Raw genomic sequence first — 12614 nt, forward strand, 5'->3', positions numbered from 1 at the left:
GGCGCTTTTTTGTTGGCTGGGATTAAGCCATTTCAACCGCCGTTTCAAACTCGAAAGTCAACTCGCCGTCTTTCAGGTCGATGTGTACTACACCGCCATGATCAGCCAGTTCGCCAAAGAGAATTTCTTCAGCCAGCGGACGCTTGATTTTGTCCTGAATCAGACGCGCCATTGGGCGTGCGCCCATTTGCACGTCGTAACCTCCAGCAGCCAGCCAGCCGCGAGCGGCATCCGTCACCACAAGCTGAACGTGCTTGTCCTCCAACTGCGCTTGCAGCTCGGTAAGGAACTTGTCCACCACATGCTTGATAACCTCGTGACTGAGGCGACCAAACTGAATGATAGTGTCCAGGCGGTTGCGGAACTCAGGGGTGAAGCTCTTCTTGATCGCTTCCATCGCGTCGGAGGCGTGATCCTGGAACGTAAACCCGATCGATGCCCGCGAAGCCGTTTCGGCACCTGCGTTGGTGGTCATGATAATGATCACGTTACGGAAGTCAGCCTTGCGCCCGTTGTTATCGGTCAGCGTGCCGTGGTCCATGACCTGCAGCAGCAGGTTAAAGACTTCTGGGTGCGCCTTCTCGATTTCATCGAGCAGCAGCACGCAATGCGGCTGCTTAGTGATGGCTTCGGTCAACAGACCGCCCTGATCAAAGCCCACGTAACCTGGAGGCGCACCGATCAGACGCGATACGGTGTGGCGCTCCATGTACTCGGACATGTCAAAGCGAATCAGATCAACCCCCAGCGCCTTCGCCAACTGACGGGCAGCTTCGGTTTTACCGACACCCGTCGGACCTGCGAACAGGAACGAACCGACAGGCTTGTCAGGCGATTTGAGCCCAGCACGCGACAGCTTGATGGCCGTCGACAGGGAGTCAATCGCTGCATCTTGACCAAACACGGTCAGCTTGAGGTCGCGCTCGAGGTTGCGCAGCAGCTCTTTATCGGAGCTGGAGACGTGCTTAGGCGGAATACGAGCGATTTTCGCCACAATATCTTCGACCTGTTCCACTTCGATACGCTTGACGCGTTTTTCGACCGGTTGCAGCCGCTGGTAAGCACCCGCCTCGTCAATGACATCAATAGCCTTGTCCGGCATGTGCCGATCATTGATGTAACGCGAAGCCAGCTCAGCCGCCGCGCGAAGGGCCTCATCACTGTATTCGATACCGTGATGCTGCTCGAAGCGACCTTTGAGGCCTCGCAGAATGCCGATGGTGTCTTCAACCGAAGGCTCGGACACGTCAACTTTCTGGAAACGGCGCGCCAAGGCACGGTCTTTTTCGAAGATCCCGCGAAACTCCTGGAACGTCGTCGAACCAATGCAGCGGATGTCGCCCGAAGACAACAATGGCTTGAGCAGGTTTGAGGCATCCATTACGCCACCAGATGCCGCGCCCGCACCAATGATGGTGTGGATTTCATCGATGAACAAAATCGCCTGAGGGCGTTTTTTGAGCTCACCGAGCAACGCCTTGAAGCGTTTTTCAAAATCGCCGCGGTACTTTGTACCCGCAAGTAAGGCCCCGAGATCAAGGGAGTAGACGATGCTGTTAGCCAGCAAGTCAGGCACTTGATTGTCGACGATCCGCTTGGCCAGTCCTTCAGCAATCGCGGTTTTACCCACGCCCGCCTCGCCTACCAACAGCGGGTTGTTCTTACGGCGACGTGCCAGGATCTGAGCAACGCGCTCAACTTCCATTTCGCGCCCCACCAACGGATCGATACGACCCTGACGGGCCAACTCGTTCAAGTTGCTGGCATAAGCATCCAAAGGATTGCTTGAAGACGAGGGCTCACCACCCTCCTCATCCTGCATTTCATGCTCACTCTCGGAGTGATCGCCATGGCCAGGCACTTTGGAGATGCCATGAGCAATAAAGTTGACGACATCAATGCGCGCAACGCTCTGCTGCTTGAGCAAGAACACTGCTTGGCTTTCCTGCTCACTGAAAATCGCAACCAATACGTTAGCGCCCGTGACTTCACGCTTGCCGGAGCTTTGCACATGGAATACGGCACGCTGCAAAACACGCTGAAAGCCCAAGGTTGGCTGGGTTTCACGGTCTTCGTCGTGGACAGGGATCAGGGGAGTCGTGGAATCAATAAACTCTTGCAGGTCATGCTTGAGTTTGTCGAGGTTTGCGCCACAGGCGCGTAGAACGGTTGCGGCCGCCTCATTATCTAGGAGCGCTAAAAGGAGATGCTCGACCGTCATGAATTCATGACGCTTTGAGCGGGCTTCCTTAAAGGCAAGATTGAGGGTGACTTCGAGCTCGCGATTTAACATGGCTTCACCTCATACCCAAGTGGTCGGCGTTAACCGTCCTTCTCGATTTCACAGAGTAGCGGATGCTGGCTTTCGCGTGCGTACTGGTTTACCTGCGCTGCCTTGGTCTCGGCTATATCGCGAGTAAAAATGCCGCATACGGCCCGTCCTTCTGTATGGACGGCCAACATGACCTTGGTCGCCAATTCGCGATTCAAGTTAAAAAACACCTCAAGCACTTCGACAACGAAATCCATGGGTGTGTAGTCATCGTTGAACAAAACCACCTTGTACATCGGCGGCGCCTGAAGCGCAGGCTTAGCCTCTTGCACAGCCAAGCCAGCGGAGTCTTCGTCATCAAAACCGGGCTGATCCTGATTGAATGTTAGTCGAATCTGGCTGATTGCATGCATGGAAAGAAAGGTTCGTCTTTGAGCGGTTACAGTGATGGAGGCAGGCATGTCAAATTTCAACTGTGCCGCCGCGTGACCTTGACTATCGGTAAAACGGTGTTACAACCAATAGAACCCACAGTGGGGAATAAAGGTCCGTGCAGTCAACCATATTTAATGGTTTCTGCGCGAGTGAACTGGATGATACTCCAGTGATGGAGTTGTTTGCAGCAGAGGGAGATGAGTATGCAAGGCAAGGTCAAATGGTTCAATAACGCCAAAGGCTTCGGCTTTATCAATACGGAAGCCAAGGAAGGCATCGACGAGCAGGGACATCCAATCGACTTCTTCGCCCATTTTTCAGCTATTCAGATGGATGGCTATAAAACCCTGAAAGCGGGCCAACCTGTAAGCTTCGAAATTACCCAAGGCCCCAAGGGCTTGCATGCAGTCGCGATTACCGATGCAAAGGCACAAACCTTAAAATCGGTACCTGCGCTAGAGGTCAACAGCCTCTCGGTCTGAACCTGCAAGGCAAAAAAACAGTTACAAAAACACGGCCGACTCATATTTTTGAATCGGCCGTTTTTATTTCAGAGAAAGAAGGGGCTGCGTTGGCGGTGATTTTCTCACCCGCGGCTGGAACTTTGACCTTGCTGTTCCCTGCTGAACTCCATTTTTGGGTGGCACACCAAGCGACCTTGAGCCTAGCCCGGTTAAATCGCCGCGCAAACAGAATGTTTCCAAACACGCTGCAACCTCCCCGCCAACTCCCTTTTAAACCCTTTAAACACGGGGTGAAACGCCAAAAACAAGGGCATTTTGACGCAGGCTCTTAGACCAATGGATGATTTGTGATACGCAGCCCCCCTCGCAGCAACCTTAGTGACCTATGTATACTGCGCCGGTGACTATGGAGTCACCCAGAAACACCTACTGGAATGAGTCTTTCAGGCCTAGAAAGGCTGAGTCGTTACCCCGGCTCGACCGCTTGACGCTCTACTGATGCATTCACATCACCGCGAAGAGCCTCGACTTTCGGCTCATTGTTCACTGTGAACGAAAGCGCCTACCCTGCGCATCTCGAGTATCTGAGCACGCTCAGCAAAGAAGAGAGTTAATCCGAAATGCCCAACCGTTCGAAGATCATCTATACCTTCACCGACGAAGCTCCGGCGCTCGCCACCTATTCACTGCTGCCTATCATCGAGGCTTTCACCGCCAGCGCTGATATCGACGTTGAGACGCGCGACATCTCTCTGGCAGGCCGCATCCTCGCAAGCTTCCCTGAGCAATTGGGTGACAAGGCTGTAGCAGACCACCTCGCCGAACTGGGCGCCCTGGCCGTTACCCCTGAAGCCAACATCATCAAGCTGCCTAACATCAGCGCCTCGGTCCCGCAATTGCAGGCCGCGATCAAAGAACTGCAAGCGCAAGGCTTTAACATTCCGGACTACCCGGAAACTGTCACCACTGACGCCGAAAAAGAAACCAAGGCGCGTTACAGCAAAGTGATGGGCAGCGCCGTGAACCCGGTACTGCGTGAAGGCAACTCTGACCGCCGCGCACCGCTGTCGGTTAAAAACTACGCTCGCAAGCACCCGCACAAAATGGGCGCGTGGGCTACAGACTCCAAGTCTCACGTTGCGCACATGAGCGAAGGCGATTTCTACGGCAGTGAAAAAGCAGCCCTGATCGAAGCCCCGTCCAGCGTTAAAATCGAATTGATCGCTCAGGACGGCACTACCACCGTCCTGAAAGAAAAAACCACCGTGCAAGCCGGTGAGATCATCGATTGCTCCGTCATGAGCAAAAAAGCCCTGCGCGAATTCGTAGCGGCCGAAATCGAAGACGCCAAGAAACAAGGCGTGCTGTTCTCGGTTCACTTGAAAGCCACCATGATGAAGGTTTCCGACCCAATCATGTTTGGTCAGATCGTGGCTGAGTTCTACAAGCATGCGCTGGAAAAACACGCTGACGTCCTGAAAGAAATCGGTTTTAACCTGAACAACGGTATTGGCGACCTCTACGCCCGTATCCAGGCGCTGCCGGCTGAGAAACAAGCTGAAATCGAAGCTGACATCCAAGCTGTTTACGCTGATCGCCCTGCACTGGCGATGGTTAACTCCGACAAAGGCATCACCAACCTGCACGTGCCAAGCGACGTTATCGTCGACGCCTCGATGCCTGCAATGATCCGTGACTCCGGCAAAATGTGGGGCACCGACGGTCAATTGCACGACACCAAGGCGTTGATCCCAGATCGCTGCTACGCAACCATCTACCAGGCCACGATCGAAGACTGCAAAAAGCACGGCGCTTTCGATCCAACCACGATGGGCAGCGTGCCAAACGTTGGCCTGATGGCGCAAAAAGCCGAAGAATACGGCTCTCACGACAAAACCTTCCAAATCAAGGCGCCTGGCGTTGTTCGGGTTACCGACAGCAACGGCAACGTGCTGATGGAACAGAAGGTTGAAGAAGGCGACATCTGGCGCATGTGCCAGGCCAAAGACGCGCCGATCCGCGACTGGGTTAAACTGGCTGTTAACCGCGCTCGCGCCAGCAACACTCCGGCCGTGTTCTGGCTGGACCCACAGCGTAGCCATGACGCACTGATGATCGAGAAAGTTCAGACCTACCTGAAGGATCACGACACTAGCGGCCTGGACATTCGCATCATGTCGCCGGTTGAGGCCATGAAGTTCACGCTTGAGCGCACCCGTGCAGGCCAAGACACCATCTCGGTGACCGGTAACGTACTGCGTGACTACCTGACGGACCTGTTCCCGATCATGGAACTGGGCACCAGCGCCAAAATGCTGTCGATCGTACCGCTGATGAATGGCGGCGGTCTGTTTGAAACAGGCGCAGGCGGTTCGGCTCCAAAGCACGTTCAACAACTGCTGGAAGAAAACTTCCTGCGTTGGGACTCGCTGGGTGAGTTCCTGGCACTGGCTGCCTCCCTGGAGCACCTGGGCACGACCTACAACAACCCTAAAGCGTTGGTGTTGGCCAAGACCCTAGACCAGGCCACTGGCCAGTTCCTGGATAACAACAAATCGCCATCGCGCAAAGTCGGCAACATCGACAACCGCGGTAGTCACTTCTACCTGGCGCTGTACTGGGCTCAAGCCCTGGCTGCACAGACTGAAGACAAAGAACTGCAAGCCCAATTTGCCCCTGTGGCAAAAGCCATGGCCGAGAACGAAGCAAAAATTGTTGCTGAACTCAACGCCGTGCAGGGCAAGCCTGTCGACATCGGTGGTTACTACCACGCGAATGCTGACAAGGTGAGCACCGTAATGCGCCCTAGCGCAACACTGAACGCGATCATCGCGTCTGTGTAAGAGCAACACGTAACACCACAAACCCCGGCCCACGACGCCGGGGTTTGTGGTTTAAGGGTGCTCGCAACCGTGTAGTCGCTGCCGAAGGCTGCGATCAACGGCGAAGCCGGTGTAAAATCAGCGCACGAAACATTTCAGTCGCACTCTTTGCACGGCATAACGATTGCTTCGCAACCGAACGCAGCCTTCGGCAGCGACTACAAAACCTCACCCTCTGGAACCCCTCCCATGGAATGGAAACCCCACCTCACCGTCGCCACGGTCGTCGAAGACAACGGGCGCTTTTTGATGGTTGAAGAATTTAGCGGCGAACGCGCCGTGCTCAATCAGCCCGCCGGGCATCTGGACCCGAACGAAACCCTGATCGAAGCCGCCATTCGCGAAACCCTCGAAGAAACCGGCTACGACGTCGAACTGACCGGGGTCATCGGTATTTATTTGTACACAGCCCCCAGCAATGGAGTGACCTATCAGCGCGTGTGCTTTGCGGGCAAGGCTTTAAAACATCACCCTGAATACACCCTGGACACCGGCATCATCGGCCCGTTATGGCTGACCCGTGACGAGTTAATAGCCCAACGCCATCGCTGGCGCAGCGAGTTGAGCCTGCACTGCATTGACGATTATCTGACCGGCAAACTGTTCGACCTCACGTTAATCCGCCCTTCGGTTTAGCCTTGAGCGCTCGGGCCTGCTAGAATCGCGTCCTTTTTCAAGACACTCATTGAAACCTTATGCGTGATCCAGCCTTAGTCGCCCCCGAAAAACAGCGCGTCATCGTCGGCATGTCCGGTGGTGTCGACTCTTCCGTTTCCGCCGTTCTGCTCATGGAGCAGGGCTACCAGGTGGAAGGCCTGTTCATGAAGAACTGGGAGGAAGACGACGGAACGGATTACTGCACCGCCATGGATGATCTGGCAGACGCCCAGGCCGTGTGCGACAAAATTGGCATCAAGCTGCACACTGCCAACTTTGCCGCCGAATACTGGGATAACGTGTTTGAACACTTCCTGGCCGAATACAAAGCCGGGCGCACGCCCAACCCGGACATCTTGTGCAACCGCGAAATCAAGTTCAAGGCGTTCCTCGACTACGCCCTGATGCTCGGCGCAGATCTGATCGCTACCGGCCACTACGTGCGCCGTCGTGACATTGACGGCCGCACAGAGCTGCTCAAGGGCCTTGATCCAAACAAGGACCAAAGCTACTTTCTGCACGCCGTTGGCGGCGAGCAAATCGCCAAGACCTTGTTCCCAGTTGGCGAACTGGAAAAACCAGAAGTGCGCCGCATCGCTGAAAAGCATGATCTGGCCACCGCCAAGAAAAAAGACTCCACGGGTATCTGTTTTATTGGCGAGCGCCGCTTCAGCGACTTCCTCAAGCAGTACCTGCCTGCACAGCCGGGCGAAATCAAAACCACCGAAGGTGAAGTCATTGGCCGCCATCACGGCCTGATGTATCACACTATCGGTCAACGCCAGGGCTTGGGCATTGGTGGCCTAAAAGACGCCAGTGACGAGCCGTGGTACGTGCTGATCAAAGACCTTGAGCACAACGAACTGATCGTCGGCCAAGGCAACGATCATCCATGGCTGTTCTCACGTGCCCTGCTCGCCTCAGAGATCTACTGGGTCAACCCGATCGACCTGAGCACACCATTGCGCCTGACGGCCAAGGTCCGGTATCGCCAAAGCGACCAGCCGTGCACCCTTGAAAAAACCGCTACCGGCTACCGCGCGACCTTCGACGACCCGCAGCGCGCCGTAACACCTGGCCAGTCCGTGGTGTTCTACGACGGTGAAATCTGCTTGGGCGGCGGCGTGATCGAAGTGGCCGAGCCATGGACCAGCAAAGGCCTGCACGCATGAGCCCCACTCAGGAGCAACTGATAGCCCTTGGCGGCGTATTTTTCGCCGCCGTGCTGGTAGACAAGATCGCCAAGACCGGCCAGATCAGCGAAGCCGATCTGGCCTGCATGCTCGGCAGCTTATTGGTGCGCGACCCCAAGGACACACTCGAAGTCTACGGTGGCGACGACATCAACTTGCGCGAAGGCTATCGTGCCCTGATTGGCGCGCTCGAGCGCGACCCCAACACCCTGCAACGCGAGCCCTTGCGCTATGCGCTGTCGATGCTCGGCCTTGAGCGTCAACTGGCCAAGCGTGAAGACATGCTTGAGTTGATTGGCAAACGTCTGCCACAGATCCAGTCGCAGGTTGAGCATTTTGGCCCCGCTCACGAAAACGTCGTTGCGGCATGCGGCGGGTTGTACCAAGACACCCTGAGCACGCTGCGCCAACGCATTCAAGTGCACGGCGACATGCGCAACCTGCAACAACCCAACAATGCTGCAAAGATTCGCGCCCTGCTGCTGGCCGGTATCCGCTCCGCGCGGCTATGGCGCCAATTGGGCGGGCATCGCTGGCAACTGGTATTTAGCCGCCGCAAGCTGCTCAAAGAGCTCTATCCGATGCTTCGCGGCAATTGAAACACCTAAGCAGACACACGTTGTAAGCTCGTCACGCGTAAGACGCCGGTCAGTTGGCAACGGACCGGTCGTTTTTTTCATGTATGATACGCGCCCCATTTCGTTGCCCGACTGTCCGAGAACACCCCATGCAGCTTTCTTCGCTCACTGCGGTTTCCCCTGTTGACGGCCGCTACGCCGGCAAAACCCAGGCCCTGCGCCCAATTTTCAGCGAGTACGGCTTAATCCGTGCCCGCGTTCTGGTTGAAGTCCGCTGGCTCCAGCGTTTGGCCGCCCACGCAGCCATCCCTGAAGTCCCGGCTTTTTCCGCCGAGGCCAACGCCGTTCTGAATGAACTGGCCGAAAACTTTTCTCTGGAGCACGCCGAGCGCGTCAAAGAGATCGAGCGCACCACCAACCACGACGTCAAAGCCATTGAGTACCTGCTCAAAGAACAGGCTGCGAAGCTGCCTGAACTGGCCAACGTCAGTGAGTTCATCCACTTTGCGTGCACCAGCGAGGACATCAACAACCTGTCCCACGCACTGATGCTGCGTGAAGGCCGTGATGACGTAATGCTGCCGCTGATGCGCCAAACTGCCGAAGCCATCCGCGAACTGGCAATCCGCTTCGCTGACGTGCCGATGCTGTCGCGTACTCACGGCCAACCGGCTTCGCCTACCACCCTGGGCAAAGAATTGGCCAACGTGGTTTACCGCCTGGAGCGTCAAATCGCTCAAGTCGCCGCTGTTCCGCTGCTGGGCAAAATCAACGGTGCCGTGGGCAACTACAACGCACACCTGTCGGCCTACCCGCAGATCGACTGGGAAGCCAACGCCCGCGCCTTCATCGAAGACGAACTGGGCTTGGGTTTCAACCCATACACTACGCAGATCGAACCGCACGACTACATCGCTGAGCTGTTCGACGCTATCGCACGCTTTAACACCATCCTGATCGACTTCGATCGCGATATCTGGGGCTACATCTCGCTGGGCTACTTCAAACAGCGCACTATCGCTGGCGAAATCGGCTCCTCGACCATGCCGCACAAGGTCAACCCGATCGACTTCGAAAACTCCGAAGGCAACCTGGGTATCGCCAATGCCTTGTTCCAGCACCTCGCCAGCAAATTGCCAATCTCCCGCTGGCAGCGCGATCTGACCGACTCCACCGTACTGCGCAACCTTGGTGTAGGCTTTGCCCACAGCGTGATCGCGTACGAAGCCAGCCTCAAAGGCATCAGCAAACTTGAGCTGAACGCTCAAAAAATCGCTGCTGACCTGGACGCTTGCTGGGAAGTACTGGCCGAGCCGATCCAGACCGTGATGCGTCGCTACAACATTGAAAACCCGTACGAGAAGCTCAAAGAGCTGACGCGCGGCAAGGGCATCACCGCCGATGCCCTGCAAACTTTCATCGACGGCCTTGAAATGCCGGAAGCGGCAAAAGCCGAGCTGAAGCTTCTGACGCCTGCCAATTACATTGGCAATGCGGTCGAACAAGCCAAACGCATCTGATCGCTGCAACGACCTATTAACGCCCGGCCGTGCCGGGCGTTTTTATTCCCGAATACAAAGCGCTTTTTTTCAATAGGTTACACATGAATCCTGATACTCCTCTTCAACTTCTGGGCGGCATCACGGCACGCGAATTCCTGCGCGACTACTGGCAGAAAAAACCGCTGCTGATCCGTCAGGCCATTCCTGACTTCGAAAGCCCGATCGACGCCGACGAACTGGCCGGTCTAGCACTGGAAGAAGAAGTCGAATCGCGCCTGATCATCGAACACGGCGAACGCCCATGGGAATTGCGTCGCGGCCCGTTCGCTGAAGACGAATTCGGCAAGTTGCCAGAGCGCGAATGGACCCTGCTGGTGCAAGCAGTTGATCAGTTCGTGCCTGAAGTCGGCGAATTGCTGGAAAACTTCCGTTTTTTGCCAAGCTGGCGCATTGACGACGTGATGATCAGCTACGCGGCCCCCGGCGGCAGCGTAGGCCCGCACTTCGACAACTACGACGTATTCCTGCTGCAAGGTCACGGCAAGCGCCACTGGCAAATCGGCCAGATGTGCGACTCCGATAGCAAGATGCTGGAACATGCCGACCTGCGTATTCTGGCCGACTTCGAAGCTACCGACGAATGGACCCTCGAACCGGGCGACATGCTGTATCTGCCGCCACGCCTTGCGCACTGCGGCGTTGCAGTCGATGACTGCCTGACCTACTCGGTCGGCTTCCGCGCCCCGAGCGCCGCAGAAGTGCTGACCCACTTCACCGACTTCCTGAGCCAGTACCTGTCGGACGAAGAGCGCTACACCGATGCCGACGCACAACCGGTGAGCGATCCACACCAGATCCAGCACGACGCACTGGGCCGCCTCAAAAGCCTGCTGACCGAGCACATGAGCGATGAGCGCATGCTACTGACCTGGTTCGGCCAGTTCATGACCGAGCCACGCTACCCGGAACTCGTGGTCGGCCCGGAACTCGAAGAAGAAGACTTGATGGACAGCCTGGCACAAGGCGCCATCCTGATCCGCAACCCTAGCGCGCGACTGGCCTGGTCCGAAGTCGATGAAGACCTGTTGTTGTTCGCCAGCGGCCAAAGCCGCCTGCTGCCGGGTAAACTGCGCGAACTGTTGAAAATGATTTGTGCCGCCGATGCGCTGCACAGTGAGAATCTCGGCCCATGGCTGGCCGATGAAGATGGACGTAACCTGCTCTGCGAGCTGGTTAAACAAGGAAGCCTGGGGTTTGCCGATGAATAGCATCCACGTACGTGTCGCCGACTGGCATAAGGACAACGCCGAACTTCGACGCATTCGTGAGGCGGTATTTATTGCTGAACAACATGTCCCGCCTGAGCTTGAGTGGGACGCCGACGATGCAGATGCCGTGCATTTTCTGGCTTACGAGGGCGACTTTCCAATTGGCACTGCCCGGCTCTTGCCGGACGGCCACATTGGCCGGGTATCCGTCCTCAAAGACTGGCGCGGCCTCAAAGTGGGTGACGCACTGATGCAGGCCACGATCAACGAAGCTGAAAAGCGCGGCCTCAAAGAACAAAAGCTAAGCGCGCAAGTGCACGCAACGCCGTTCTATGAGCGCTTGGGTTTCAAAATCGTCAGCGACGAATTCCTCGAAGCCGGCATTCCGCACGTTGATATGGAACGCGTCAGCTGATCGCGACCCTGTAGCCGCTACTGCAAACTGCGATAAGGGCCGAAGGACCTGCAACATAAGGGGTCCATCGCAGCCTCCGGCAGCGACTACAAAGACACGTTACAAACGCCCTGCCATCTTCGGATCGCAGGGCGTTTTGCTATCTGCCACACTCCGCGGATACTTTTCACGTATTGCGGAGATAACGGACATGTCCCTACGCGCTTTCATCGCCAGCCTGCTAATAGTCTTCAGCATTAGCGCGCTGGCCGACACTAAAGTCATCACCCTGCAAAACCGCACCAGCGCCGATTTACTACCGATTGCGCAGAACTTTATCGGTAAAAACGGCAAAGTCAGCGCCTACGGCAATCAGCTGATTGTCGAAGCAGCACCCTCGAAAATTCAAAACCTCGAAAACCTGCTGGCGCAACTCGACACACCCGCCAAGCGCTTGCTGATTACGGTCGACACTCGCGACAACAGCCTGCCCCAGTCAAATTCAGACACCCGCGTGATCAGTACCGCCAGCCGAGAAGGTGGCATTCAACAGATTCAAGCCACTGAAGGTATCCCCGCACAGATCCAGATCGGCCAAAGCGTACCCCTCACCAGCACGCAAACAGATGCCTACGGACGGGTGCTTGCACAGACCGATTACCGTGATGTCACTCAAGGTTTTTACGTCACCGCCAACGTTACAGGTGAAACGGTACACCTCACGATCAGCACGCACCTCGACACCATGAGCCAAGAGCAGCCAGATGTAGTGAACGTGCAAAATACCGACACACACGTCAGCGGCCCACTCGGCCAATGGATCACCGTGGCAGGCAGCAGCAACCAGAGCCAAAGCAAAAATAACGCTACAACCCTTACGTACTCTACTCAAGGCCGCAACGACATGACGGTGCGGGTCAAAGTCAACATTCTCGACCAGAGGACCCAGAACTGACCGAAGAGTCGTAT

General features: G+C 56.2%; 11 protein-coding genes. 9 read left to right on the forward strand and 2 right to left on the reverse strand.

Going from position 1 to position 12614, the window contains the following annotated elements; genetic code table 11:
* Window positions 1–22: 22 nt before the first annotated feature.
* Window positions 23–2293, reverse strand: coding sequence for an ATP-dependent Clp protease ATP-binding subunit ClpA (gene clpA / locus B347_RS0123195; RefSeq protein ID WP_019412084.1), 2271 nt, complete (start codon window positions 2291–2293; stop codon window positions 23–25).
* Window positions 2294–2322: 29 nt separating this feature from the next.
* Window positions 2323–2685: an ATP-dependent Clp protease adapter ClpS gene (gene clpS, locus B347_RS0123200; protein ID WP_019412085.1), complete on the reverse strand. Its 363-nt coding sequence runs from the start codon at window positions 2683–2685 to the stop codon at window positions 2323–2325.
* 225 nt (window positions 2686–2910) lie between these two features.
* Between clpS and B347_RS0123205 the strand changes: the two genes are divergently transcribed.
* From B347_RS0123205 to B347_RS0123245, 9 genes are all read left to right on the forward strand, one after another.
* Window positions 2911–3189, forward strand: coding sequence for a cold shock domain-containing protein (locus B347_RS0123205; protein ID WP_019412086.1), 279 nt, complete (start codon window positions 2911–2913; stop codon window positions 3187–3189).
* Window positions 3190–3791: 602 nt separating this feature from the next.
* Window positions 3792–6014: an NADP-dependent isocitrate dehydrogenase gene (locus B347_RS0123210; protein WP_019412087.1), complete on the forward strand. Its 2223-nt coding sequence runs from the start codon at window positions 3792–3794 to the stop codon at window positions 6012–6014.
* A 228-nt stretch (window positions 6015–6242) separates the two neighbouring features.
* Window positions 6243–6689 carry an NUDIX hydrolase gene (locus B347_RS0123215; protein ID WP_019412088.1) on the forward strand — a complete coding sequence of 149 codons (447 nt, stop codon included), beginning with the start codon at window positions 6243–6245 and terminating at the stop codon, window positions 6687–6689.
* Between the two features lie 59 nt (window positions 6690–6748).
* On the forward strand, window positions 6749–7882 hold the full coding sequence (mnmA, locus tag B347_RS0123220) for a tRNA 2-thiouridine(34) synthase MnmA (RefSeq protein ID WP_019412089.1): 1134 nt from the start codon (window positions 6749–6751) through the stop codon (window positions 7880–7882).
* Complete coding sequence (gene hflD / locus B347_RS0123225) at window positions 7879–8502, forward strand: high frequency lysogenization protein HflD (RefSeq protein WP_019412090.1); 624 nt, start codon at window positions 7879–7881, stop codon at window positions 8500–8502. The genes mnmA and hflD overlap by 4 nt, the downstream gene beginning before the upstream one ends.
* Window positions 8503–8630: 128 nt before the next feature.
* On the forward strand, window positions 8631–10001 hold the full coding sequence (purB, locus tag B347_RS0123230; RefSeq protein WP_019412091.1) for an adenylosuccinate lyase: 1371 nt from the start codon (window positions 8631–8633) through the stop codon (window positions 9999–10001).
* An 83-nt stretch (window positions 10002–10084) separates the two neighbouring features.
* The gene (locus B347_RS0123235; protein ID WP_019412092.1) at window positions 10085–11251 is read left to right on the forward strand and encodes a cupin domain-containing protein; all 1167 of its coding nucleotides are present in this window, start codon (window positions 10085–10087) and stop codon (window positions 11249–11251) included.
* Complete coding sequence (locus B347_RS0123240; RefSeq protein ID WP_019412093.1) at window positions 11244–11666, forward strand: GNAT family N-acetyltransferase; 423 nt, start codon at window positions 11244–11246, stop codon at window positions 11664–11666. Before B347_RS0123235 ends, B347_RS0123240 begins: the two co-directional genes overlap by 8 nt.
* A gap of 190 nt (window positions 11667–11856) precedes the next feature.
* A complete protein-coding gene (locus B347_RS0123245; protein WP_019412094.1) occupies window positions 11857–12600 on the forward strand; it encodes a secretin N-terminal domain-containing protein in 744 nt (247 codons plus the stop codon).
* Window positions 12601–12614 lie beyond the last annotated feature (14 nt).

Source organism: Pseudomonas psychrophila HA-4 (assembly GCF_000282975.1).
GTDB classification, from domain to species: domain Bacteria; phylum Pseudomonadota; class Gammaproteobacteria; order Pseudomonadales; family Pseudomonadaceae; genus Aquipseudomonas; species Aquipseudomonas psychrophila_A.

What these genes read in the sequence shown, in the direction of transcription:
- clpA (WP_019412084.1), bottom strand. Translation starts at nt 2,293, where the DNA reads ATGTTAAATCGCGAGCTCGAAGTCACCCTCAATCTTGCCTTTAAGGAA.
- clpS (WP_019412085.1), bottom strand. Translation starts at nt 2,685, where the DNA reads ATGCATGCAATCAGCCAGATTCGACTAACATTCAATCAGGATCAGCCC.
- B347_RS0123205 (WP_019412086.1), top strand. Translation starts at nt 2,911, where the DNA reads ATGCAAGGCAAGGTCAAATGGTTCAATAACGCCAAAGGCTTCGGCTTT.
- B347_RS0123210 (WP_019412087.1), top strand. Translation starts at nt 3,792, where the DNA reads ATGCCCAACCGTTCGAAGATCATCTATACCTTCACCGACGAAGCTCCG.
- B347_RS0123215 (WP_019412088.1), top strand. Translation starts at nt 6,243, where the DNA reads ATGGAATGGAAACCCCACCTCACCGTCGCCACGGTCGTCGAAGACAAC.
- mnmA (WP_019412089.1), top strand. Translation starts at nt 6,749, where the DNA reads ATGCGTGATCCAGCCTTAGTCGCCCCCGAAAAACAGCGCGTCATCGTC.
- hflD (WP_019412090.1), top strand. Translation starts at nt 7,879, where the DNA reads ATGAGCCCCACTCAGGAGCAACTGATAGCCCTTGGCGGCGTATTTTTC.
- purB (WP_019412091.1), top strand. Translation starts at nt 8,631, where the DNA reads ATGCAGCTTTCTTCGCTCACTGCGGTTTCCCCTGTTGACGGCCGCTAC.
- B347_RS0123235 (WP_019412092.1), top strand. Translation starts at nt 10,085, where the DNA reads ATGAATCCTGATACTCCTCTTCAACTTCTGGGCGGCATCACGGCACGC.
- B347_RS0123240 (WP_019412093.1), top strand. Translation starts at nt 11,244, where the DNA reads ATGAATAGCATCCACGTACGTGTCGCCGACTGGCATAAGGACAACGCC.
- B347_RS0123245 (WP_019412094.1), top strand. Translation starts at nt 11,857, where the DNA reads ATGTCCCTACGCGCTTTCATCGCCAGCCTGCTAATAGTCTTCAGCATT.